Source organism: Curtobacterium sp. LFS079, assembly GCF_047977865.1.
GTDB lineage: Bacteria > Actinomycetota > Actinomycetes > Actinomycetales > Micrococcaceae > Arthrobacter.
The window spans coordinates 21009-43182 of sequence record NZ_JBFPFO010000018.1; the positions used below are offsets into that span (position 1 = coordinate 21009).

23 protein-coding genes and 1 pseudogene are annotated in these 22174 nt (G+C 64.2%); 12 read left to right on the forward strand and 12 right to left on the reverse strand.

Annotated features, from left to right (window positions below; all coding sequences use genetic code 11):
• Positions 1–119 precede the first annotated feature (119 nt).
• A pseudogene (locus tag ACNQPB_RS19190) lies at positions 120–230 on the reverse strand (LapA family protein); the annotation flags it as partial.
• Between the two features lie 377 nt (positions 231–607).
• On the opposite strand from ACNQPB_RS19190, the gene ACNQPB_RS19195 reads away from it, so the two are divergent.
• Together ACNQPB_RS19195 and ACNQPB_RS19200 are read left to right on the forward strand one after the other, a co-directional pair.
• On the forward strand, positions 608–1030 hold the full coding sequence (locus ACNQPB_RS19195) for a pyridoxamine 5'-phosphate oxidase family protein (protein WP_498754019.1): 423 nt from the start codon (positions 608–610) through the stop codon (positions 1028–1030).
• A complete protein-coding gene (locus ACNQPB_RS19200; protein WP_498754020.1) occupies positions 1002–1934 on the forward strand; it encodes a diacylglycerol/lipid kinase family protein in 933 nt (310 codons plus the stop codon). Before ACNQPB_RS19195 ends, ACNQPB_RS19200 begins: the two co-directional genes overlap by 29 nt.
• Before the next feature lie 74 nt (positions 1935–2008).
• Here ACNQPB_RS19200 and ACNQPB_RS19205 read toward each other — a convergent pair whose 3' ends face one another.
• On the reverse strand, positions 2009–2458 hold the full coding sequence (locus tag ACNQPB_RS19205) for a hypothetical protein (RefSeq protein WP_498754021.1): 450 nt from the start codon (positions 2456–2458) through the stop codon (positions 2009–2011).
• A 417-nt stretch (positions 2459–2875) separates the two neighbouring features.
• Between ACNQPB_RS19205 and ACNQPB_RS19210 the strand changes: the two genes are divergently transcribed.
• Positions 2876–3439 (forward strand): dihydrofolate reductase family protein, encoded by a 564-nt coding sequence (locus ACNQPB_RS19210; protein WP_498754022.1) that lies wholly within the window; start codon positions 2876–2878, stop codon positions 3437–3439.
• 235 nt (positions 3440–3674) lie between these two features.
• Here ACNQPB_RS19210 and ACNQPB_RS19215 read toward each other — a convergent pair whose 3' ends face one another.
• The 5 genes from ACNQPB_RS19215 to ACNQPB_RS19235 all read right to left on the reverse strand — a co-directional run bounded on the left by ACNQPB_RS19215 (position 3675) and on the right by ACNQPB_RS19235 (position 7945).
• A complete protein-coding gene (locus tag ACNQPB_RS19215) occupies positions 3675–3875 on the reverse strand; it encodes a hypothetical protein (protein WP_498754023.1) in 201 nt (66 codons plus the stop codon).
• Between the two features lie 893 nt (positions 3876–4768).
• Positions 4769–5077, reverse strand: a complete 309-nt coding sequence (locus tag ACNQPB_RS19220) for a hypothetical protein (RefSeq protein ID WP_498754024.1) — start codon at positions 5075–5077, stop codon at positions 4769–4771.
• Positions 5078–5684: 607 nt separating this feature from the next.
• Positions 5685–6830: a hypothetical protein gene (locus ACNQPB_RS19225; protein WP_498754025.1), complete on the reverse strand. Its 1146-nt coding sequence runs from the start codon at positions 6828–6830 to the stop codon at positions 5685–5687.
• 11 nt (positions 6831–6841) lie between these two features.
• Positions 6842–7504 (reverse strand): EamA family transporter, encoded by a 663-nt coding sequence (locus ACNQPB_RS19230; RefSeq protein ID WP_498754026.1) that lies wholly within the window; start codon positions 7502–7504, stop codon positions 6842–6844.
• 12 nt (positions 7505–7516) lie between these two features.
• Positions 7517–7945: a hypothetical protein gene (locus ACNQPB_RS19235; protein WP_498754027.1), complete on the reverse strand. Its 429-nt coding sequence runs from the start codon at positions 7943–7945 to the stop codon at positions 7517–7519.
• On the opposite strand from ACNQPB_RS19235, the gene ACNQPB_RS19240 reads away from it, so the two are divergent.
• Positions 7944–8423, forward strand: coding sequence for an Lrp/AsnC family transcriptional regulator (locus tag ACNQPB_RS19240; protein WP_498754028.1), 480 nt, complete (start codon positions 7944–7946; stop codon positions 8421–8423). The genes ACNQPB_RS19235 and ACNQPB_RS19240 overlap by 2 nt on opposite strands.
• Positions 8424–8435: 12 nt before the next feature.
• Here ACNQPB_RS19240 and ACNQPB_RS19245 read toward each other — a convergent pair whose 3' ends face one another.
• Complete coding sequence (locus ACNQPB_RS19245) at positions 8436–8810, reverse strand: cupin domain-containing protein (RefSeq protein WP_498754029.1); 375 nt, start codon at positions 8808–8810, stop codon at positions 8436–8438.
• A 459-nt stretch (positions 8811–9269) separates the two neighbouring features.
• Positions 9270–11654, reverse strand: coding sequence for an ATP-binding cassette domain-containing protein (locus ACNQPB_RS19250; protein ID WP_498754030.1), 2385 nt, complete (start codon positions 11652–11654; stop codon positions 9270–9272).
• A gap of 245 nt (positions 11655–11899) precedes the next feature.
• Here ACNQPB_RS19250 and ACNQPB_RS19255 point away from each other — a divergent pair, with 245 nt between their 5' ends.
• Genes ACNQPB_RS19255 through ACNQPB_RS19265 form a run of 3 tightly spaced genes read left to right on the forward strand, consistent with a single transcriptional unit; the run spans position 11900 to position 14905 of the window.
• On the forward strand, positions 11900–13039 hold the full coding sequence (locus ACNQPB_RS19255; protein WP_498754031.1) for a type III polyketide synthase: 1140 nt from the start codon (positions 11900–11902) through the stop codon (positions 13037–13039).
• The gene (locus ACNQPB_RS19260) at positions 13036–13746 is read left to right on the forward strand and encodes a class I SAM-dependent methyltransferase (RefSeq protein ID WP_498754032.1); all 711 of its coding nucleotides are present in this window, start codon (positions 13036–13038) and stop codon (positions 13744–13746) included. The genes ACNQPB_RS19255 and ACNQPB_RS19260 overlap by 4 nt, the downstream gene beginning before the upstream one ends.
• Complete coding sequence (locus ACNQPB_RS19265; protein WP_498754033.1) at positions 13739–14905, forward strand: FAD-dependent oxidoreductase; 1167 nt, start codon at positions 13739–13741, stop codon at positions 14903–14905. The genes ACNQPB_RS19260 and ACNQPB_RS19265 overlap by 8 nt, the downstream gene beginning before the upstream one ends.
• A 3-nt stretch (positions 14906–14908) precedes the next feature.
• Here the strand turns inward: ACNQPB_RS19265 and ACNQPB_RS19270 are convergent, their stop codons facing one another.
• The gene (locus ACNQPB_RS19270) at positions 14909–15334 is read right to left on the reverse strand and encodes a nuclear transport factor 2 family protein (protein WP_498754034.1); all 426 of its coding nucleotides are present in this window, start codon (positions 15332–15334) and stop codon (positions 14909–14911) included.
• Positions 15335–15409: 75 nt separating this feature from the next.
• Between ACNQPB_RS19270 and ACNQPB_RS19275 the strand changes: the two genes are divergently transcribed.
• Positions 15410–16087: a peptide deformylase gene (locus ACNQPB_RS19275; RefSeq protein WP_498754035.1), complete on the forward strand. Its 678-nt coding sequence runs from the start codon at positions 15410–15412 to the stop codon at positions 16085–16087.
• On the opposite strand, the gene ACNQPB_RS19280 is transcribed toward ACNQPB_RS19275, so the two are convergent.
• Positions 16084–18093, reverse strand: coding sequence for a S9 family peptidase (locus ACNQPB_RS19280; RefSeq protein WP_498754036.1), 2010 nt, complete (start codon positions 18091–18093; stop codon positions 16084–16086). The two genes, ACNQPB_RS19275 and ACNQPB_RS19280, sit on opposite strands and share 4 nt — an antisense overlap.
• 69 nt (positions 18094–18162) lie before the next feature.
• Here ACNQPB_RS19280 and ACNQPB_RS19285 point away from each other — a divergent pair, with 69 nt between their 5' ends.
• The 4 genes from ACNQPB_RS19285 (at position 18163) to ACNQPB_RS19300 (ending at position 21251) form a co-directional block, all read left to right on the forward strand.
• Positions 18163–19020, forward strand: coding sequence for a putative RNA methyltransferase (locus tag ACNQPB_RS19285; RefSeq protein ID WP_498754037.1), 858 nt, complete (start codon positions 18163–18165; stop codon positions 19018–19020).
• 105 nt (positions 19021–19125) lie between these two features.
• On the forward strand, positions 19126–19578 hold the full coding sequence (locus ACNQPB_RS19290) for an NfeD family protein (protein WP_498754038.1): 453 nt from the start codon (positions 19126–19128) through the stop codon (positions 19576–19578).
• A 72-nt stretch (positions 19579–19650) separates the two neighbouring features.
• Positions 19651–20628: an SPFH domain-containing protein gene (locus ACNQPB_RS19295; protein WP_498754039.1), complete on the forward strand. Its 978-nt coding sequence runs from the start codon at positions 19651–19653 to the stop codon at positions 20626–20628.
• A gap of 275 nt (positions 20629–20903) precedes the next feature.
• A complete protein-coding gene (locus ACNQPB_RS19300; protein ID WP_070349449.1) occupies positions 20904–21251 on the forward strand; it encodes an RNA polymerase-binding protein RbpA in 348 nt (115 codons plus the stop codon).
• Positions 21252–21370: 119 nt separating this feature from the next.
• Here ACNQPB_RS19300 and ACNQPB_RS19305 read toward each other — a convergent pair whose 3' ends face one another.
• On the reverse strand, positions 21371–22120 hold the full coding sequence (locus tag ACNQPB_RS19305; protein ID WP_498754040.1) for a polyprenol monophosphomannose synthase: 750 nt from the start codon (positions 22118–22120) through the stop codon (positions 21371–21373).
• Positions 22121–22174: the final 54 nt, after the last annotated feature.

Genomic DNA, 22174 nt, shown 5'->3' on the forward strand with positions numbered 1-22174 from the left:
CGACGTACTTCGAGTCTACGCCCTATTGTCCGCGGCCGGGGCGCGGCAGGCATCCTAGTCTCCGGGTTGTCGGCGAGGCACGAACCGGTGAGGGCTGACTCAGCGGCTGTTTTTTGAAGCTTTCGGGTCTTCTTCGCCTTTGACCGAAGCTGCATGATCCTTGCTGCCCCGGCTACGGCTACGAGAATGCCTCCGCTGACGGCGGCGATGAAAAGAGCCATGCCCAGTGGCCCATCGCGGCAGCGATCAGCAGCTGGTACCAACTGTCGGACAGAAGGAGAACGCCGGTCCAGGCCCCTGCCCACTCTGCGATCAGGAATGCGGAAACTGTGAGATAGAAAGCGCGACGGCGGTTGAGGAGGCAGCGTTCCGGACTGATTTCAACAGTGCTGCATAGCTTCCGGCCAATCAGCAGCGGGTACGTTTCTCCGGCCCGCTTTCACTCAGGATGCCCCTGCGGTCGCTTGGATCCCATGGCCCGGTACCGCAATCCGGCAGGGGCACGAGGGCTCTTCCTTGACTGGCGCGATGGGGCGAGAATGGCTGCACTGCATCATGAAAACGGGCGCATTATGGTTGCGCCGCTGCGGGCAGAACGGAGATCACGATGAGCGCCGATCAGGAGAACCCGGTCGTCACATTGGACGCGACCGAATCATGGGACCTGCTGGCCGGCTCGGAACTTGGCCGGTTGGCGGTGAGCGTTGGCGACCAGCCGGAAATCTTCCCCATAAACTACCTGGCACACGACGGTGTGGTTCTTTTCAGGACGGCCCAGGGCAGCAAACTGGTCAGTCTGACGATCAACCGCAACGTGGCATTGGAGACCGATGGTTATACGGACAACGATGCCTGGAGCGTCATCGTCAAGGGAACCGCGCGGGCCCTCCAGCACGAAGTCGACATTGAGATAGCGAAGAAGTTGCCCTTGCACTCCTGGATCCCGACGATCAAGTATGTTTTTGTCGAAATCACCCCGGAACAGATCAGCGGCCGCAGGTTTGCCCGCGGACCAGAACCTTGGCGGTGAGATTCTCCTGTCCGGTCATCCCATTCCGCCGGCATTTGATCGCGTCGTCCTGATATTCAATCCCGGGAGCTCCCACAATTCAGACGTCTTGGCCAGAGGACTGCAGGAAGAACTTGGATGGAGGCTGCCGGCATTGCCGGTAGATCTGCTGCCGACTGATTTCGCCGGACATGGCAGAACACTGGCCCGCGAAGTTGCCGCTGCGGGGACGCCTTTGATTGTCTCGGTCAGTGGCGACGGCGGGTACAACGAGGTAGTCAACGGTGCCATGGACGGCGGAGGCCACGCCGCTTGTGCCGTGCTGGCCGCTGGCAACGCAAACGATCACCGCCGTAGTACACGCCGGATGCCGTTGATCGAGGCCATTGTCGCCGGCAGAGTCCACCGGATGGACCTTCTGCGGCTGCAGGTCGGGGAGGGGGGCGAAGCCTGGTCGAGGTACGCGCACTCGTATATCGGGTTCGGCCTCACCCCGGCCATGGCGCTGGGCATAGAGGGAGGTACCAAAGGCGGCTTATCTGAACTCGTCTCCGTGGTGCGCGCGTTCCGGGCACTCGAACCCTTCGAGATCGCGCGAGCCGATGGCGCCCGCGCCAAGCTGGACAGCCTCGTGTTGGCCAATGTCGCTTACATGGCCAAGTACGGCAAAGTCAGTGAAACAGGCGAGCCCAATGACGGATTGTTGGAGGTCATCATGCTTCCCCACGCCAGCAAATGGCGCATCGCCTTGATGACCCTTCGGGCAATTACCATCGGCCTTGGTCCACAGGAGAGCGTCAGCCGCTACGAGTTCACCACCGTCGATCCGCTCCCGCTACAAATCGACGGCGAAGTAATGCAGGTTAACGCCCATACATCTGTCGTCGTTGAAGTGCAACATCAGGCTCTCTCCACACTCGGGTAGGTCGCCGCGAAGTTTCCTCCGGAGCACGCATGTCTTTCGACGGGGGCCGATCAAGACACGCCGCAGGCAGGTGGTTAATCGAAGGAAATCCCCTGGGCCTGCTCCTCTATGTCCTGCCGCCTGGCATCGTCCGACTTACTCTTCGTCAGGGCGGCCTCATCCCGCTTCTCTTGTTCAAGGCGCGTTTGTTCGCTGATTTCCCGGACCAGGGAGCCGAGCACTGAGGCCAATCCGGCTTTTAGCTCTTCCAAGTTGGTGTTTACGATCTCCAGTCGACGATCATCGATCACCAGGCTGATGTGACCATACCCGGCCTCGTCCAGCCGCGTGTGCGACGCCGGCCCCTGTATCAGACGGGCCTCGGCCGGATTGACCCGTCGGGAGAAGACCGCCGAAACCGTGTACCTCGGAGGAGGATCGGTTACATAAGCCTCGCGTGAAACCGCAACAACTGACGTCAGCCGCAGCGTTGACCCGGGGGCACTGTCCATCGCCTTCCCATGGCTGGACACATTGATACTCATAAGCCATTCTCTCACCCGAGCGCACAATCGTATGCGTACCCTGCTCGTCTGGGTGACCAGTCGAGGCTCCATCACAGACTCCTGAAGCAGGGGATAGGTAGACACCTGCCGTGGTCAAGTCCGCCACTAGGGTGTGTCTCCTAAGGCTGTCAGCCAGATGCTGAGTTCCGTTCTGTAGCGGCGGTGACGATTCCAACTGGTCCCTTGTCTGCCGCTCATCCTCATCCATGGGGCCCTTCTTGCACGACGGATGTCATTGGGTACTGCGTCCAGTTGGGAGATCCTTCCTCAGGCAGCCCAGTGCCGTTACGGTGATGCTCGAGGAGGACGGGATGCTGCTGATCATCTGCGGTACACAGGGGTTCCCGCGCCGTGCTGGTCTATATGCAAGAGACCGACTTACGGAAGGCTGGCGCCATGCGGAAATTGATCTATGCCATGAATCTGACCCTGGACGGCTACATCGCCGCGGCCGGCGACGACATCGGCTGGAGCGGGCCGCCGAGTGATGAACTCTTCCAGTGGTGGCTCGACCAGGAGCGGGCGAGCAGCCTGACGCTGTACGGGCGCAAGCTATGGGAGACAATGAGCTCCTACTGGCCGACCGGCGACCAGCAGCCCAACGCCACCCCGGCTCAGATCGAGTTCGCGCGGAACTGGCGGGACACGCCGAAGGTGGTGTTCTCCTCGACGATCGACAAGGTCGATTGGAACACCCGCCTGGTCACCGGCAACGCGATCGCCGAGATCACCCGACTCAAGGCCGAGGACGGCGGCCCCATGAGCGTCGGTGGCGCAACGCTCGCCGGGGCGGCGATGCGGGCCGGATTGATCGACGAGTACGTGCTGGCCACGCATCCAGTCCTGGTGGGTGGCGGCACGCCGTTCTTCACTGCGCTGGACAGTTGGGTGAACCTGAACCTGGTGGAGACCCGGACTGTCGGGGACGTGGTCCTGACCAGGTACGAGACGAAGCGCTGAGCGCGATTCCCAGGCACGGCTGGAGAGCGGGGCGAATTGATTCGCTGGTGAGATGCGCAAAGGATTACTTAACATAATGTAGATTATCGGTAGTTAACTTTCACTTATGTTGGCAGGCTCTTACCGCAGATAAGACGTTGGTGGAGTGCGACTTCAAGAAAGCCAGAGAGTAGAACTGGACCTTTTCCGGACAGTCCGCACCTGGCTCAAGGAAAGGCGGTAATCAGAGCTGGGTTCATGGCCATTCTTCTGGCAGCTCCGGACGGCCTGCCATTCCTGCCTCGATGCGATCGCTCTCGGGTACACGATGGACATGATGTGAAAAGCGTTCACGGATCACCTTTTGAGCGTCAGCCGCGGAAAGCCATCTGATCTGCCACTCATTTTCTAACGTCCGCAGCTCTTCCAGCGTGCCAATGAGAAGCTCGTCATCCATGACTTCCCAGAGCTCACACTGCCCACCTACTTCGACGAGGAATCCTGAGGTCTCCCCCGTTGCAGCGTTGGTGTACGTGAAAACCAGGACGCTACACCCGTTGCCCGCATCATCTGCGCAATTCCCCACGAACACGCCTTGGCCGTACAGGCCACTAGATTTCCCCGGTCTCACAATCCAGTCTCTCTGGAGATCAAAGATAGAACGGCCAAATTCGCCCGCTTGAGGTGGTGAGCTTAAACATGGGCCTACATCTAAATAGGGTACTTGACACCCGCTGAATGTTTTGCCTGGCCCCAAACGTTCCTCAGATTCACGTCTAGAAGAACCTCCTGAGTCTGATGTGAGACGCCGCGCGCGCCCAACCCACCGCGCCCCTGGTCCCCTTGGTCTATTCCTCACGCCTCCATGGCTTTGTTATCCAAATAAGGATCCGTTCTGCCAACTTTGGATGAATACGATGCGCGCGAAATGCCTTCTCTAATACGACTAATGCTTCCTGATCGTCAAACCACGTAACGTCAAGACCGTCGAGGTGCTCGTTCAGTTTGGTCTCGTCATCGAAAGTCACTTCACCATCGGGGTCCGTGCCCCCAGTGCCGTCGCCGAATTCGAGCATGAACCAGTCCGGAAGGTTCGGAGAAACGTACCTGAAACAGCCGACATACCATCCCGCGTAAGGACCGGCACTGCAGAGTCCAACCGATAGATGGTGGCCCGAAAGGCCATATGGAATGTCAGGTCTCACCATGGAAGGAAGCTGCGATGCCTGACATGGACGTTCGACGACTTCCCCCGGTTGAAGTTCGAGTAGGTACCACTCGGAAGTTTCCCAGTATATACCTTGGGCTGCGACCCCAAATTGTCGTAGCGCGTTTCCGCGCCGGTGTTGTTCAGTGCCAGGGTGCCTTCAGACGTTCCAGATTCGCCCAGAGCACTCCGCCCCGCATCAAATCCTGCTCAAGAATTCGAAGTCGCTGTTCGCTCGCTCGAAGCTCGTATTCATTCCAGATGTACTGCACTACATCTTCAAGGAGGTCACTGCCCGTGTGCCCGCCCAGATAACTCGAGACGATGCGGCTGGTCAGCCCGCTGTATTCACCTTCGGCTCCTGATTCATGCAGGCCTAGCAAGTCAATCTTGCCCAGGCGTTCCTCAATCTCGTGGAGCATCTTTGACCGCTTGCTCCTGAGCTCATCCATCAAACTGCTCTCCTTCCTCCACGATTCTTCGGCCAAGCCGTAACGACCTTGCGCTGAGTGTTCAGCACAACCGTCGCGTTCTTCCCGTAATGGACCGTTGACCCATACTGAGGCTTGATAGCCACAGGATGCCTGACTGTGTTCAGAACGGCCTGCGGACTAACTCCCGCAGGTCGCTTGACCGTTCCAATTACGGTGTTGAGGCCGTGTCTGGTGTACCCGGCTATAGGAAGCGTCTTCCTCTCCCTCCCCCGGGCAACCGGCAAGCGGAATCAGCCTTGCCGACATTTGCGGCACGTCACAGGATTACCGCCACGCATCCGACCTGTCCAAACCACTGGACCTGCCGATCCTGCCGCTCGACTAGCGCTCGGGGTCGGCGGGTAACCGGCCGACTGGTACGACGCGGCCATCCCTTCCGGTGCTGCCCCGCAGTCTGCGCTCAGGGACGTTTCTCTGAGTTGGCTGAAGCGTTCTTTTGTCGGCACGACCTAGGCTGACGGAAGGAAGTTATCGGCAGTTAACTACCGATAACGTTCTTCCCGCAACGGGGCGCTGGCGAACCCGGGCAGGCGTATTCGCCCGACGTCACCCGGCCAGCCTTTTGTCACTTCCAGGGTGGCGGGTTGTTCGCAATGGTTTCCGGGGTAATGATCATTCCGCCGAAATCGGCGCGTGCTTGTGCCAGTGTTTGCGGGTCCGGGTCGATTTGGGCGTACCAGGGCTCCAGGTCTTTGGCCTGCACGAGGTGCCTGCCTCCGTCCAGGGGCTCGATGATCCAGTCGGACAGATCGTTCGCGTGCGCCAGATGGGCGTCGGTGAGGAGCTGTATGCCGTGCGCGTCGGGGATGTACTGGGCGTTCAGGTGCCTGTTGTAGCGGACATGGTATTCGCGGACGTAGGGCAGCGCTGGCCTGCCCGTGGAGAGCGCGCTCCAGCTGAGGGTGAGGAGGTTGTTGTACTGCACGAATGCCAGGTCGGTGTCCTTAGGGAACGCGAGCATTGCCCGGACAACCTGAGCCAGCCTGTCGCTCCAGGACACCGTGTCATCCATGACGCCGTAACAGGCCCGGCCCAGGGGGCTAAGTGATGCCCAGACAGCCCGGTGCGTCTCGGGCTGCAGATAGGCCACACGGGCCATGGCGAATTTCGCAGCTCCGCCCGCCAACGCCGGCCCCACGTGGGGGTTCTTCACACGGGTCTCGTGAATGTTGCGCATCAGGTACACGTCCGCGCCGTCGAACCGACCCCATTCCGCGGCTGCGTTGGCGATTTCCGCCGTCAAGGCGGGCCGAACATGCCAGGCCCTGCGCTGTTCGTCCGCGTCCACCAGGGCAAGATCCTCGGTCCGATAGGACACAAGCGCTGTCAGTTGTCGTGGCACGTCGATTCCGACGCCCATCCACTCCGGGAAAAACACCTGCGGCGCGGCGGTGACCTTTCCGGCCAGCCCAAGGGACTGCAGGTGCCGGGCGAAGGCATCCAACCAGGCGCGCACGCCCTGCTCGGCGCCGGTCCGGCTCATCAAAGCGACCGGCCCGGCGTCCGAGTCCGAGACGCCCTCGGTGAACGCATCATCACTCCACCCGGCATCCGCGGCTTCCTGATTGGCAACCCGGACCGCGGCCTCGACCGCTTCAAGGACGTCCTTCGAACCGCGGGGCCGGAACTGCAGCCACAGTTCCTCGTACTCGGCCTTCCGCCAAGCCCCCGCCAGCGCACGCCACACCACCTCAACGCCAGGCTCCGGCACGATGCTCCCCCTCAATTGCCATGCCGTGCTGTTGGTTGTGCGGCGTACCCTACCGCATCCATTTGCCGATTTTCGACTGTGTTGGTCGACTTCATCCTGGCGTCGGGTTTGGGCGCCGACCTGCGGGCACCGCTCAGGTTGAACGCAAGAACCCCTACGGCAATCAGCCCCAGAGCAACAGCGAGAGCGACAGAAATCGGCTCCTGGAGAAGCGGTATCGCGACGAGAGCTGTCAGCACTGGACTTAGTGCGCCAGCCGCAGCGGTGACGCTGCCTCCGAGTTTCTGCACAGCGGTAACGTAGCAAACGGTCGACAGGATACCCGTGCCGACACCTTGCAAAACGATGTAGATCGCGACGTCAGAGAGGTTGGCGCTGCTGTCCAGCAGATGGGATGGCATGGCGTTGGTCAGAGCCAGCGCGGCAGCCAGGATCGAAGACGCCAGGCAGATGACCAACACCACTCCGAGCAGATCGAGTCCGACGCGCTGAAGCCCGATCGTGTACCCCGCCCACACGAGGCCGGCCACCAACAAAACGACGATCCCCAAGGCGTCGACGCCGGACCCGACAAGGCCCGCACTCGTACAAACGCCTGCCACAATCAGGGCCAGGGCCACAATTCTGGAAGCCGGAACGGGATCGCGCCGCCACGCAAACACGATCAGCGTCACGAAGAGCGGGACCTAACCGGGCACGAGGAGTCCGGTCAAGCCCGCGTTCGTAAGTTGGGCTCCCCAGGCGAACAGCAGGAAGTGCGGGAGCCCGGCCGCGAGCACCAGCAGGATCCGGCCAAACCGATCGCGCCGCAGGGCACGGAACGTGCGCGGCACCCACGGAGCGAGAACGACGACGGGTGTCGCGAAGCGGATGAATGCCGCATCCACGGTCGTCAGGCTCATGTCATCAAGGGCCCTTGTCGACAGCGCGAACGATGACCACAGCACCACCGTGGCGACCAATGCGACGACACCTACGACCCTCGCTCGTAATGCACTTTCTGAAGCAAGCCCTGCCGGAATCCCATTCATGTCAGCAACGATAGAGAGATTGGCGAGGCTAACGATTGCTATTTCTGCGGCAATATCGCTTGGTTGTGGCAGAATCTGCCTCATGATCCAACTGGACAGTATCGACCGGCGCATCCTTCACGAGCTGCAAAACGACGGACGACTCAGCAACCAGGACCTCGCCGACCGAATCGGCCTCTCCCCCTCCCCTTGCCTGCGCCGGGTCAAAGCGTTGGAGCGTGCCGGAATCATTGCCGGGTATCGCGCCGTAGTGTCCCCGCGATCCGTCGGCCTGCACATCACCGCCTTCGTCCGGATCAAGTTGGCATCGCACACATCTGATGCCGTCAACACCGTCGAGCAGAAACTGCGGACCGTCCCCGACATCGTCGAGGCATACGTGCTCGCCGGCGACTACGACTACCTGCTCAAAATCGTCGCAACATCCTTTGACGACTATGAAGGGCTCTTGCGGGAGCAGCTGCGCGACATTCCCTCGCTAGCCTCAATCGAGACGACCTTCGCCTTCGGTGTCACCAAGCAGCTCGCGCCCTTGCCGATCCCGCCACCTTCATCCAAGTAGGGCGCGTGCTCGTCAGTCCGGCTTGGCGTAAGTCGCGGCGCTCATGATCTCGTAGGCCACGAAGGTTTCGTCACCCTCGACCCACGCATCATGGCCTGCCGGAATGGCGTAGGCATTGCCGGGGCTGATCGTGATGCTGGTTCCGTCTTCCATCTGAACCGTCAGGGTTCCTGCCGTGCAGAACCCGAGGTGATTAACCTGGCAGCTGTCCGTATGGACAACCGTCTTGACCGTTTCGGACCAGCGCCAACCCGGTTCGAACGTGAACCTGCCCAAGGTCGTGTCACTGATCGTGACCACGTCAACCTCGGTCTTCGGCGGACGGCGCTTTTCATCTGGCTCATCAAACGACCTCGATTCAAGGGCGTTGACAGTTACTGAAGCCATCGTGTTCTCCTCACAGGGAGTAAATGCAGTTTCGTCCGGAGTATCGAGCACGCTCCGGGATACGGTTGGCGGACTAGGGCTTAGCCTTCCATGTCTGCCAACACTGGCGACCAGCGGTACCAGATTGCTCTCGCGGGCAGGGCATGTCAATAAGGACCGTGCCGTGTGTGCATCGATAAGCCCATCCGTGGGGACGGATCAGGCGTTGCCGAGGTCTCCGGACCGAAGGTCCAGGGCCCAGCCGGGTGCGAAATCGGCAACGGCTTCCCAGCCGATCCGGGCTGCTCACTTTTCATGCCGAAACGCTTGCCAGGTTCGCAGTCACGCGCCTGAGGCCGACCCGTAAGCGCCAGTCCTCAACCGGCTACGGTTGTTCGGGGTGCCGGGGACAGTCCCGACCCGCAGGAAGGTTGACGGCGGCCATCCCCTTACTTGATTAGCGTGAACGCGTGGCCCGCCTCAGGCCCCCACGTACTCCGCCAGGTGCCGTCCCGTCAGGCCCGCCCGGCCGGCCACCAGCTCCGCCGGAGTTCCCTCGAAAACGATCCTGCCGCCGTCGTGCCCTGCGCCGGGACCCAGGTCGATGATCCAGTCCGCATGGGCCATCACCGCTTGGTGGTGCTCGATCACAATGACTGACTTACCGGATTCCACGAGCCGGTCCAACAGGCCGAGGAGCTGCTCGACGTCGGCCAGGTGCAGGCCCGAGGTCGGCTCGTCGAGGATGTAGACATTGCCCTTCTCCCCCATCTGCGACGCGAGCTTGAGCCGCTGCCGCTCACCGCCGGAGAGGGTGGTCAGCGGCTGTCCGAGCGCGAGGTAACCGAGCCCGACGTCGGCCAGCCGCCGCAGGATCGCGTGCGCCGCGGGGATCTTGGCTTCTCCGGTGGAGAAGAACTCCGCAGCCGCGCTCACCGACATGCCCAGCACTTCGCTGATGTTGCGCCCGCCGAGCCTGTGCACCAGGACGGCGGCCTGGAACCCTTTGCCCTCGCAGTCCTCGCAGGGGGTGGAAACGGTGTCCATGAAGCCGAGCTCCGTGTAGATGACACCGGCACCCTTGCACTCAGGACAGGCGCCTTCGGAGTTGGCGCTGAACAGCGCCGGCTTCACGCCGTTGGCCTTGGCGAATGCCTTGCGGATCGGTTCGAGGAGGCCGGTGTAGGTGGCCGGGTTGCTCCGCCGCGAGCCCTTGATGCCGGCCTGGTCGATCGCCACCACGCCCTCGCCACCGGCAACCGAGCCGTGGATCAGCGAGCTCTTCCCGGAGCCGGCCACCCCGGTCACCACCACCAGCGTACCCAGCGGGACGTCGACGTCGACGTCTTTGAGGTTGTGCTCCGATGCGCCGCGGATCTCCAGCTTGCCCTTGCCCTTGCGGACTTTCTCCTTGAGCTTCGCTCGGTCATCAAGGTGCCGGCCGGTCAGGGTCCCGCTCCCCCGCAGCCCTTCCACTGTGCCTTCGTAGCAGATGGTGCCGCCGGCGGCTCCGGCCCCCGGGCCGAGGTCGACGACGTGATCGGCGACGGCGATGGCCTCCGGTTTGTGCTCCACCACCAGGACGGTGTTGCCTTTGTCCCGGAGGCGCAGCAGGAGCTTGTTCATCCGCTGGATATCGTGCGGGTGCAGGCCGATGGTCGGTTCGTCGAAGACATAGGTGACGTCGGTCAGCGAGGAGCCGAGGTGGCGGATCATCTTGACGCGCTGCGCCTCGCCGCCGGACAGTGTTCCCGACGGGCGGTCCAGGGACAGGTAGCCCAAGCCGATTTCCACGAAGGAATCGAACAGATGCAGCAGGTTGGCCTTCAACGGCGCCACGGACGGCGCGTCCAAGTCACGGATCCAGCCTGCGAGATCGGTGATCTGCATGGCGCAGACCTCGGCGATGTTCAGGCCTTGGATACGCGAAGAACGTGCGGCATCGTTGAGCCGCGTACCTTCGCAGGCCGGGCACGAGGCGAAGACCGCGGCGCGTTCAACGAAAGCGCGGATGTGCGGTTGCAGCGAATCCGGGTCCTTGCTGAACATGGACTTGCGGATCTTCGGGATTAAGCCTTCATAGGTGACATTGATGCCCTTGGCCTTGATCTTCACCGGCTCCTTGTAGAGGAGATCATCCAGTTCGCGAGTGGTGTAATCCTTGAGCGGCTTGTTCGGGTCGACGAAGCCCGATTCCGTGAACGTGGCAACCATCCAGCCGTCGGGCGTGTACCCCGGAACCAGGATGGCGCCGTCGAGCAGGGACTTCGTTTCGTCATAGATAGCGGTGAGGTCCAGATCGGATACCGTGCCGCGGCCCTCGCATTCGGGGCACATTCCGCCGTGGTAGACGGCCTCGCGCACGATGGTCTTCTCGCCCTTGGCATCGGTCATGACGCCGCTGGCCTTGCGGGTTGGAATGTTGAAGGAGAAGGCCACTGCCGGTCCGATGTACGGCGTGCCGAGCCTGCTGAAAAGCACGCGCAGCATGGCGTTCGCGTCGGTGACGGTTCCCACGGTGGAACGCGCATTGGCGCCCATGCGCTCCTGGTCCACAATGATCGCCGTCGTCAGGCCTTCCAGGACATCAACGTCCGGCCGGGCGAGCGACTGCATGAAGCCCTGGACGAAGGTGCTGTAGGTTTCGTTGATCATCCGCTGCGACTCGGCGGCGATGGTGCTGAACACCAGGGAACTCTTGCCCGAGCCGGAGACGCCGGTGAACGCAGTCAGGCGGCGCTTGGGGATCTCCAGGCTGATGTCCTTCAGGTTATTCTCGCGGGCGCCTTGCACCTTGATCAGCTCATGGCTGTCGGCAAGCGGCACCGCGGGAGACTGCGCTTCGGTCCCCGTGTCAGTACTCATCGTTTCTCCGTCCCTGAATCAGGGGGCCCGTGCGCGGTCCCCGGTCGTCCTGCAACGCTCGGCCCAGCCTAACGTGCGAGGGGCCCCGGCCGGGCTTGCGAGGCCGGGGAGCACGTTGGGCGCTACGGCAGCAGGGCGTCGCGCTCCTGCCCACCACACTAACCCTGTCCGGGGCAGCGTGACTTCTCGGATTCTGCTCCGATCCGGCCCATTGTCTTAAGCCGTCCCTACACCAACAATGAAGCATGCCGGTCTACGTGAATTCCCTCGAGACAGCCGTACCGCCAACAGTCCTGGTGCAACCCCAGGCGCGCGATGTATTCGCCACCCAGCCCGGCCTCACCCGGCTCGGCTCAAGGCTCGTCAGGACCTGCTTCGACTCAGCGGCCATCGACACCCGGCATACCGCCGTCGCCGAACTGACCGAAGGCGGAAGCCCGGACCGCCGGGATTTCTACGACCCGGACAGCGGCGAGGTCCTCAGCCCCAGCACGAAGGTACGCAACGACCTCTTCTTCACCGAGGCCACCAAGCTGTTCATCGAGGCCGCGAAGGCCGCCGTCGGCCGCTGCCCGGACGTGGAACCAGCCGACATCACCCACGTGATCACGGTGTCCTGCACCGGATTCTTCAATCCCGGACCCGACTACAAGGTGGTCCGGGCGCTCGGACTCAACCCCGCCGTGCAGCGCTACCACCTAGGGTTCATGGGGTGCTACGCGGCCTTTCCGGCCCTGCGGGCCGCCCGGCAGTTCTGCCTGGCCGACCCCGATGCAGTGGTCCTGGTCATCTGCGTTGAACTGTGTTCGCTCCACGTCAGGACGTCCAACGACCCGGACACCATCATGGGCTCGGCGATCTTCGGCGACGGCGCGGCGGCCGCCGTCGTTAGTACCCGCACGCCGGCCGGACCGGAGGCAGCGTTGCGGCTGGACCATTTCGAAACCGTCCTCACGCCGGTCGGCGAAGAGGCGATGGCCTGGAACATCGGCGACCAGGGCTTTGAGATGGTTCTGGGCAGCTACGTTCCGCACATCATCGAAGAACACATCACCGGGGCGCTGGAACCGTTGCTTGCCCGCGAAGACGGGCTGTCAGGGCGGCCCTACCGGGAGATCCCGCACTGGGCCATCCACCCGGGCGGGCGGGCGATCCTGGACAAGGTTGAGGCCAAACTCGAGCTGCTCGAGGAACAGCTGCGGCCCGCCCGCGACATCCTGCGCGACTTCGGGAACATGAGCAGCGCCACCGTGCTTTTCGTGCTGAAGAACATCCTCGGCCAGCCGCCCAGCCAGGACGAGGAACGGATCTGCTCCATGGCGTTCGGCCCCGGCCTCACAGTGGAAACCGGCTTGTTCACCAAGGTCGCTCCGCCGCGGCCATGACCGGCTTCCTGCAGGAGCGGGAGGGCGGCCTGACCGAGCAGATGGACCGCCCGGACTGCGACCCGCTCCGGCTGCGAAGGAGCTACGCGCGTTTCCCCGTCATCAATTTCCTGCTGGCGCGCTGGGGCCGGAACTACGAGCGGCGGATCAGGCCCTTGTTGTCCGGCTCCACCACGTCGACACTCCTGGACATCGGATGCGGCGGCGGTGACGTCGTGCGGCGCCTCGCCGGGCGGGCCGCCCGGGATGGCCTTCGCCTGGAAGCGACCGGCGCCGACCCCGACGCCCGCGCCCACGAATTCGCCGCCTCCCGGAAAGCCCGCGACGGCGTCAGCTACCGCAGGGCGCTCAGCTCCGAACTCGTGGCTGAAGGCAGGCAGTACGACGTCGTGATTTCCAACCACATCCTGCACCACCTCAGCGGCGCCGAACTGGCCGCCGTCCTGTCCGATTCCGAACGCCTTGCCCGGCGCCTCGTGCTGCACAACGACCTGCGACGCAGCCGGCTTGCCTTCCTCCTGTTCCTGGTGGGCTTCTGGCCGTTGGGACCAGGCTCGTACATCCACACTGACGGCCTCGCATCCATCAGGCGCAGCTACACTCCGGCCGAACTCCGGGACATCGTGCCGCCCGGCTGGCAGGTGGAGCGGAACGGGCCGTGGCACATCCTGCTGGTCTACCGTCCCGATGGCGCCCACCGTGCTTGACGTCGGCATCGTCGGCGCCGGCCCTGTCGGCCTCTGCATGGCGGCCCTCCTGCTCCGGCGCGGGCTCGACGTCGCCGTTTTCGAGAAGCGCGGAAGCCCGGGAACCCAGAGCCGGGCCATCGGCATACACCCGCCCGCGCTGGAGGTGCTTGACGGAATCGGCGGTGCCGCGCCGCTGATCGGGAGCGGCGTGCGGATCAGGGGCGGAACGGCATACAGTGCCGGGCGCAGGGTGGGTTCTCTGGATTTCGGGCTCCCGGGAGCGGAGTACCCGTTCATTCTCTCCGTGCCCCAAACCAGGACCTTGGAGGTCCTGGCGGAATGCGTTGCGGTACGCGATCCCGCTGCGTTGCACCGCGGCGTCGAAGTGCTGGAGGCCGTGGCCGACGACGGCGGGCTCCTCTTGCGGGGCAAGCGCGCCGACGGTGCCGGGCCGGCGGAGCCGTTTGAAGCGCGGTGCCGCTTCCTGGTCGCCGCGGACGGCGCACACTCCGGGCTCAGGGCTGCACTGGGAATCACGCCGGCAGTGCGCAGTTACCCGGACCACTACCTCATGGGCGACTTCCACGACGGAACCCCTTACGGATCCCAAGCCGTGCTCTTCCTGGAACCGCCAGGAATCGTGGAATGCTTCCCGCTGCCTGGGGGCGTCCGCCGGTGGGTGGTGAGGACCGGGCCGCCCGAAGGCGAACCGTCAGTGTCCCTACTGGCCTCACTGATCCGCGAACGGACAGGCGCGGTGGTGGATCCGTCCAGCAATTCGATGCTCAGCGGCTTCGGAGTCACGTCCCGGCTGGCTCCGGCCATGGTCCACGACCGCACCATATTGCTCGGCGACGCCGCCCACGAACTCAGCCCGATCGGCGGACAGGGAATGAACCTGGGTTGGCTGGATGCCTCGGCCCTGGCCCCGCTGTTGGAGCGCATGGTCCGCGCCGATCAGGGCCGCCCGGACCCCGCTTTGGCCCGGGAGCTCGCGGACTTGGAGCGTTCACGCCTGAGCGCGGCCCGGAAAGCCAGTCGGCAGGCCGGCATCAACATGACGCTGGGCCGGCCGCTGCATCCGGCCGTGCTGGCGCTCCGCAACGCCGTCGTCGGCCGGGCGGTCCAGTTGCCGGCCGTGGCCGGATTCGTGGCGCGGCGGTTCACCATGCACTGACAGTCAGGCCGTGACAGTCGACTGCCCGGGGTCGGTGAAATAACAGTCATAGCTGTCCTGGCTGTGGATCCGGCCGCCCTCGACCTCGAAAATGGCCGTAGTCCGGGCCCGGATGGTGTCCCCGGCGTCCCAATGCGGAAGATCCAGCAGCAGGACGGCGGACCAGTTTATTTCCAGGACCACACGGTTCCCCTCACAGGTGGTGCGCACGATCTCGAAATGCTGGTTCTTGACGACGTCCTTGCTCTGGTCTGCCCCGGAAAGCGTTGCCTGCAGGTCCCGGATTGCCCCCCTCGCTGACAGCACATGGGGCCATTCCGTGAGCTTGAAATCGTCGGCAAGGAAAGGCCGCACTTCCGCCGCTCCTCCTCCGCCTTCGACGGCACGGATGAAGCCCAACACGCAGTCCAAAGGGGTCAGCTCAGTCACGATTCGAGCCTAATGCACCGCACATGCCTGATGCTCACGAGCCTCGAAAGCCCCTCGCAAGTTAGGCTCGGAGCCATGGACTTCCGCCTGCGCCCGCTCGCCGCCGCCCCTCCTACGCCCTTGCGTGCGCAGGACATCCGCGAGCTCGTGGAGGGAATCCTGGCACTTGATGACCTGCCGTCCATCGTCCAGGCAGGCCACCCCGTGCTTCGCCAGCACGCCGCGCCCTACGACGGGCAGCTGGATGATTCCACCCTCCATCAATTGATCGACGTGATGCGCCGGACCATGCACGAAGCGCCGGGGGTCGGGCTCGCGGCACCACAGATCGGCATTCCCCTGCAGCTCGCGGTCCTCGAGGACCAGTTCGACGTCGACCCGGCGGCCGCTGTCACCAGGGAACGGGTTCCGCTGGACTTCTTCGCGATGCTCAACCCGGTGTACGCGCCGGTCGGTTCAGAGACGGCATCGTTCTACGAGGGCTGCCTTTCTGTGCGGGGCTACCAGGCGGTGGTGACCCGGCACCGCCAGGTGACGCTCGGCTACCTGCGCCCTGACGGGAGCTCCGCGCACGTAGCATTCAGTGGCTGGCAGGCCCGGATCGTCCAGCACGAGACGGACCACCTGCACGGAGCTCTCTACCTGGACCGTGCGGAATCCCGCTCGCTTGCAAACAATGAGGAGTATTCCGCCCGCTGGGCCCAGCCGGGAATCAGCCAGGCAGGCGCGGACCTGGGCTTCCCGCCCGGCTAGCCGGCCGCCGTCGGGAGCTTCTCCGCCCACCACCCGAGGATCTGTTCGAACCGCTGCTTCCTGTGATGGGGGGTGCCGGAGCGGGAGAGCTCGTGGTCCTCACCCGGAAAGAGCAGCAGCGCAGACTCCACGCCTTGCGCCTTGAGCGCGGCGAAATACCGCTGGCCCTGCTCGACAGGGCAACGGAGGTCGTTTTCGCTGTGGATCACCAGGGTGGGCGTGCGGACTTTCGACACCACGGCCATCGGGCTCTGGGCCAGCATCTGCTCCAGGCTCCCGCCGGTGTATTCGCCCCCGAAGAACCAGCCGATGTCCGAGGACCCGGCAAAGCTGATCGGATCGAGGAACCCGCGTTCCACGATCGCGGCCTTGAAGCGGTGCTCATGTGCTATGGTCCACGCGGTCAGGTAGCCGCCGTAGGATCCGCCCATGATGCCGACGGCATTTGAATCCAGCGCCGGGAACGCAGCCAGCGCACCGTCGAGGAAGGCCAGGACGTCCGCCATGTCCACGGTTCCCATCGCTTCCTTGATGGACGAGCCGTGCGCCTGGCCGTAGCCTGCCGAGCCGCGCGGGTTGCACATCAGCACGGCGTAACCGGCCTCCGCGTACACCTGCGCTTCGTCGAAGAACGCGCAGCTGTACTGGGCGAACGGTCCGCCATGGATGTTCAACAGCACCGGGTGCGGGCCGGGACCGTCCGGCAGGACCAGCCATCCGTGGACCGGATAGCCGTCCGCCCCTTCGGCGATGAACTCGCGGGGTTCACGGACGGTGCTTTCGTTCCGGAGCCTCGCCGAAAAATCACTGAGCAGGCGCAGTTCGCCGCGTTCCAGCACACCCAGGTCGCCGTGGCTAGCGGCGTCGGCGAACGCAACGGCCACCACATCCCCGGCCGCGGCGGCGCCGAGCACCACGCGCTCGCCGTGCAGCAGCACCTCGCTGCCGCCGTCGGCCGTCCATTTCAGCAGCTCAACGCTGCCGCGGTGCGAGTTCAGGGCCAGCACCCCGTCTGGCCCGACGGGTTCCAGGCTGCCGGACAGGTCCTGGTGCTCGACGTCGCTCAGCGCACGGGCCTCGCCGCCGCCGACCGGCATCACGTACAGCGCGGTGTTGCGGGCGACGAAGTCCAGGCCGCCTGTCCCCAGTTCCTGGGCTGTGAAGAACAGCTGCCGGCCGTCCCGGGATTCCCGGACGGCATGGATTGACCGCGGCTCCGCACCGCTCGGAACCAGCATGGCGTCGCCCCCTGCGGCCGGAACCTTGTAGATGCCCGAGGCGATGTCGGCATCGTGCCCTTCGTGGCCTGCGGCCACGTAATACACGCTGCGGCCGTCGCTGCTGAAAACCGCGCCGGTGTGGTCGACATCGCCGGACGTGAGCTGCATGACGGCGGGAATCCCCTTTGGTGCCGCGCCCTCCTGCTCCTTTTCCTTCTCCTTGGCTGCGCGCCCGGTAGGCGTCACGGCGGGTTCCCCGCCGAGCTCCGGGACCTCCACGACGAACAGCTGGACAGGCTTGTCCTGCGTGTACCCGACGCCGTTCATCCGGTACTGGTTGCTGCTGACCAGGCGGGCGTCTTCGCTTCCCGGCCCGACGCCGTCCACTGTGCCGTATCGCCCTTCTTCGGGGACCCGGGATCCGAAAACGATCCTTGCCGAGTCAGGCGCCCAGGAGAATTCCGTGACGCCAAGCTTCTGCTCTGTGATGGCCTGCGGCTCGCCGCCGGCCGCCTCGACGATGTGCAGCTGGGGTTTGCCGCCGGCGGTCGCGCGGAGGAACGCGAGCACCCGGCCGTCCGGCGAGAAGGCCGGGGCAGTGTCGCGGAACCCGCGCGTGATCCGCCGGGGCTGCTGGGAAGAATCGAACGGAACGGTCCACAACTGGCCCACATAGGCGTCGGCGTCGAAATCGGGACGCGTGACGGAGACGACGGCACGGCTCGCGTCGGGATGCACCGTAGGGGCGGAGACGGAATTCAGCAGTGGCAACTGTTCGGCTTTCACGCTGGTGAGCCTAACGCCTCCGCGCACCGGCAGCGCCCCTGCCACTCCGTCCGCCGTAGGATTGTCCCTATGCTTTCCGACGCCGTGTCCGCGCTGTGCTGCCCGATCTGCCAGGACGGACTGGAGCTGGAAAACAGTCCTCGCCGCGCACTGCGGTGCCCGGCCGGCCACAGCTTCGACGCCGCAAAGCAGGGCTATTTCAATCTGCTCACCGGGAAGGGCACGCCTTTCGAAGCCGACTCCGCCGCCATGGCCGGGGCCCGCCACGACTTCCTGTCCGCCGGGCACTACGCACAACTCGCAAGGGCCCTGGCGGAGCTGGCGGGGCCTGGACTGCTCCGCAGCGGCGCGGTCCTGCTGGATTCCGGGACCGGCACGGGCAACTACCTTAAGGAAATCCTCGAGCGCTCCCCCGCCGCCTCCACCGTCGGCTTGGACATTTCCAAATTCGCTTTGCGGCGCGCTGCCCGCCTGAACCCGGACACCGTCAACCTCGTGTGGGACGTCTGGCGGCCGCTGCCGCTAAAGACGGGCAGTGTCGACGTCGTCACTGTCGTTTTCGCTCCACGGAACCCCCGCGAGTTCGCGCGTGTGCTCCGGCCGGGCGGACGCGCCATCGTCGTCACTCCCCGGCCGGGGCATCTCGCGGAAATCGCCGGCCTTGCCGGAATGCTGCGCATCGAGGAGGGGAAGGAGGAACGACTTGCCGAATCGATGGGCGGCCATTTCCTGCTGGCCGGACAGGAATCACTCGACATCCGTTTGCGGCTGAACGAAGCAGAAGCCGCCGATCTTGCCTTCATGGGCCCTGCCGGGCACCACCTCGACCCGCAGGAACTCCTGGATTCGCTTGCGGGCAGGGGCACCGTGGAGACCACCGCGAAGTTCTCCCTGTCTGTTTTCACCACGCTTCCGGCCCCTTCCTGACGCGGGGTCGCGCAGCGGGCTAGGATGGAAAACAGCGGACGACACGCCGGGCGAACCATCCGTTCCAACGGCTGGGCGCACGGCGGATCCGGAACAGGGGGAACGATGTTTGAATGGCTCAGCGAGAACTGGTGGGCGCTCTGGCTCACGGTTTTCCTCGCGTTTGCAGTGATCGAGATGCTCACCCTCGGTCTCTTCTTCATCATGCTGGGCGGCGGTGCTCTTGCGGCCCTCGTTGCGCATTTCGCGGGCGCCGAGTTCTGGCTGCAGGTCGTGGTTTTCTGCATCGTTTCGCTGCTGATGATTGTCTTCGTCCGCCCCGTGGCCATGAAGCACCTGCACAAAGGCCCCGCGGACCTGTTGAGCAACATTGACCGCCTCATCGGACAGTCCGCTGTGGTCATGGAATCGGTCAGCGCGGCCGGGGGCCTGGTCAAGATCGGCGGCGACGTGTGGAGCGCCCGCAGCACGGGCGGCACCATCGCCGCCGGAGAGAGTGTCCGGGTCACAAGGATCGACGGCGCGACGGCGGTTGTCTCACCGGGCGCTCCGGAGTAACAGCCGGCACCGGAGCAAAACCGCGCCACAACCAGCTGCATCAAAACGTATTTTGGGGAATGAGGGAGATGTATGGATAGCTTGGGAGGGACTGCAGCCGCGATCGTGCTGATAGTCCTCATAGTTTTTGTGATCATTGTGCTGGTCCGCTCAATCAGAATCGTCCCGCAGGCACGCGCCGGCGTCGTCGAGCGGCTGGGCAAGTACCAGCGCACCCTCAACCCGGGCCTGACGATCCTGATCCCGTTCGTGGACCGGCTCCTGCCGCTGCTGGACCTGCGCGAACAGGTGGTGTCGTTCCCGCCGCAACCGGTCATCACCGAGGACAACCTGGTGGTCTCCATCGACACCGTGGTCTACTTCCAGGTCACTGACCCGCGCGCAGCCACGTACGAGATCGCGAACTACATCCAGGCCGTGGAGCAGTTGACGATCACCACCCTGCGCAACGTCGTCGGCGGCCTGAACCTCGAAGAGGCGCTGACCTCCCGTGACCAGATCAACGGCCAGCTGCGCGGCGTACTCGACGAGGCCACCGGCCGTTGGGGCCTGCGAGTGTCCCGCGTGGAGCTGAAGGCCATCGACCCGCCGCACTCCATCCAAGACTCGATGGAGAAGCAGATGCGCGCGGAACGTGACCGCCGTGCGGCCATCCTCACGGCGGAAGGGACCAAGCAGTCCCAGATCCTCACCGCCGAGGGCCAGCGGCAGTCCGCCATCCTGAAGGCCGAAGGTGACGCGAAGGCAGCGATCCTCCGGGCAGACGGTGAGGCCCAGGCCATCCAGAAGGTCTTCGACGCCATCCACAAGGGCAACCCGGACCAGAAGCTGCTGGCCTACCAGTACCTGCAGACCCTTCCGAAGCTCGCCGAGGGCACCTCGAACAAGCTCTGGATCATTCCGAGCGAGGTTGGCGACGCCCTGAAGGGCATCGGCGGCGCGCTGGGCGGCGCCGATACCAACGGTGTGGCTGGCCTCTTCGGGAACAAGCCAGCGGCGGAGGCCGCCGCTCCTGAAGCAGCGGCAAGTCCCCAGGAACCAACGGCGTAACGAGCCTTTTGGAGGAGGCCGGACACGGATGTGTCCGGCCTCCTCCGCTGCGCGGACCTGCCCGGCCGCGGCACCATGTGGCCGCGGCACGCGGGGGCCTCGCGTTCAGCGTATAATGGTGTATTTGTCCGAGCGGTTCAATTCGCACGGAACATTTGAGCTTGGTCAAGCGTTGCATTTAGTGGTGCACGGTGTGCAGACAGTAGTCCGGACGGCGTCGCAAAGCCGGCCGACTAGCGCGGATGGAGTTCCGCGAACAGATAGAGGGAGTAAACATGAGCGATCGCAGCCTCCGCGGCATGCGCCTTGGTGCGCAGAGCATGGAAACCGAATCCGGTGTGGAGCCGGCACCGCGCCAGCGGGTTGAATACCGTTGCGCAGATGGCGAGCAGGTCTTCGTGACGTTCTCGTCCGAGGCCGAAATCCCTCCCGTCTGGGTCTCCAAGACCGGCAAGGAAGCTCTTCTGGTGGACGGCGAACGCCCCGTGGACAACAACGAGAAGGCAGTCCGCACGCACTGGGACATGCTGCTGGAACGCCGCACCATCCCTGAACTGGAGCAGATCCTCGAAGACCGCTTGAACATCCTGCGCGAACGCCGCGGTGAGCGCCGCTCCGCGTAAGTAAACGCGAAGCACAAAGGCAGGGCCCGCACCATGAGGTGCGGGCCCTGCCTTCGCGTTGCGCTGCCTTTGCGTTGTGCTGCCTTTGTGCCGGGCGGAATGCCAGGCGCGGCGGGAAGCTAGGCGCGCTTGGCGGCGGCGTCCTTCTTGCCGGTGAGCTTTGCCCAGCGGGCGGAAAGTCCCCACTTCGTGACGTTGATCATGGCCTCGACCACAATGTTGCCGCTCATCTTCGACGTGCCGAATTCACGCTCCACGAAAGTGATGGGCACTTCCCTGATGGTCAGTCCTGCCTTCGCCGTGCGCCACTTGAGGTCCACCTGGAAGCCGTAGCCCTTGGACTCCACGAGGTCCAGGTCAATGGTGCGCAGTGTCGCCGCCCGGAAAGCGTTGAAACCACCCGTCAGGTCCTTGAGGGGCAGGCCAAGCAGGGTACGCGAGTAGAAGGAACCGCCCCTGGAAATCAACTGGCGGTGGGCAGGCCAGTTGACTGCCTTGCCGCCGCTGACCCACCGTGATCCCACGGCGAGGTCGGCACCGTCCTCGACGGCCTTCAGGAGCTCGGGAAGCTGCTCTGGCTTGTGCGAGCCGTCTGCGTCCATTTCGACCAGCACGTCGTAGCCTGCGGCCATGCCCCACTTGAAGCCGGCGATGTAAGCAGCACCCAGGCCTTCCTTGCCCTTGCGGTGCAGGACGTGGACCTGCTTGTCCTCGGCGGCGATGCTGTCGGCGAGCTGTCCCGTGCCGTCCGGGCTGTTGTCGTCGACGACGAGGACGTCGGACTCGGGGACGGCTGCGCGGAGCCGGCCGAGAGTCTTGGGAAGCGATTCCAGCTCGTTGTACGTAGGGATGATCGTCAGGACACGCAAGAAGAGGCCTTTCCTTGATGGAGCGGTCGATGTGCCGGAGCAGCCGCACGGCTG

Coding starts and splice junctions, on each gene's coding strand:
- ACNQPB_RS19195 (WP_498754019.1), top strand. CDS start 608: ATGAGCGCCGATCAGGAGAACCCGGTCGTCACATTGGACGCGACCGAA.
- ACNQPB_RS19205 (WP_498754021.1), bottom strand. CDS start 2,458: ATGAGTATCAATGTGTCCAGCCATGGGAAGGCGATGGACAGTGCCCCC.
- ACNQPB_RS19210 (WP_498754022.1), top strand. CDS start 2,876: ATGCGGAAATTGATCTATGCCATGAATCTGACCCTGGACGGCTACATC.
- ACNQPB_RS19215 (WP_498754023.1), bottom strand. CDS start 3,875: ATGGATGACGAGCTTCTCATTGGCACGCTGGAAGAGCTGCGGACGTTA.
- ACNQPB_RS19220 (WP_498754024.1), bottom strand. CDS start 5,077: ATGGATGAGCTCAGGAGCAAGCGGTCAAAGATGCTCCACGAGATTGAG.
- ACNQPB_RS19240 (WP_498754028.1), top strand. CDS start 7,944: ATGATCCAACTGGACAGTATCGACCGGCGCATCCTTCACGAGCTGCAA.
- ACNQPB_RS19235 (WP_498754027.1), bottom strand. CDS start 7,945: ATGAGGCAGATTCTGCCACAACCAAGCGATATTGCCGCAGAAATAGCA.
- ACNQPB_RS19245 (WP_498754029.1), bottom strand. CDS start 8,810: ATGGCTTCAGTAACTGTCAACGCCCTTGAATCGAGGTCGTTTGATGAG.
- ACNQPB_RS19250 (WP_498754030.1), bottom strand. CDS start 11,654: ATGAGTACTGACACGGGGACCGAAGCGCAGTCTCCCGCGGTGCCGCTT.
- ACNQPB_RS19255 (WP_498754031.1), top strand. CDS start 11,900: ATGCCGGTCTACGTGAATTCCCTCGAGACAGCCGTACCGCCAACAGTC.
- ACNQPB_RS19260 (WP_498754032.1), top strand. CDS start 13,036: ATGACCGGCTTCCTGCAGGAGCGGGAGGGCGGCCTGACCGAGCAGATG.
- ACNQPB_RS19275 (WP_498754035.1), top strand. CDS start 15,410: ATGGACTTCCGCCTGCGCCCGCTCGCCGCCGCCCCTCCTACGCCCTTG.
- ACNQPB_RS19285 (WP_498754037.1), top strand. CDS start 18,163: ATGCTTTCCGACGCCGTGTCCGCGCTGTGCTGCCCGATCTGCCAGGAC.
- ACNQPB_RS19290 (WP_498754038.1), top strand. CDS start 19,126: ATGTTTGAATGGCTCAGCGAGAACTGGTGGGCGCTCTGGCTCACGGTT.
- ACNQPB_RS19295 (WP_498754039.1), top strand. CDS start 19,651: ATGGATAGCTTGGGAGGGACTGCAGCCGCGATCGTGCTGATAGTCCTC.
- ACNQPB_RS19300 (WP_070349449.1), top strand. CDS start 20,904: ATGAGCGATCGCAGCCTCCGCGGCATGCGCCTTGGTGCGCAGAGCATG.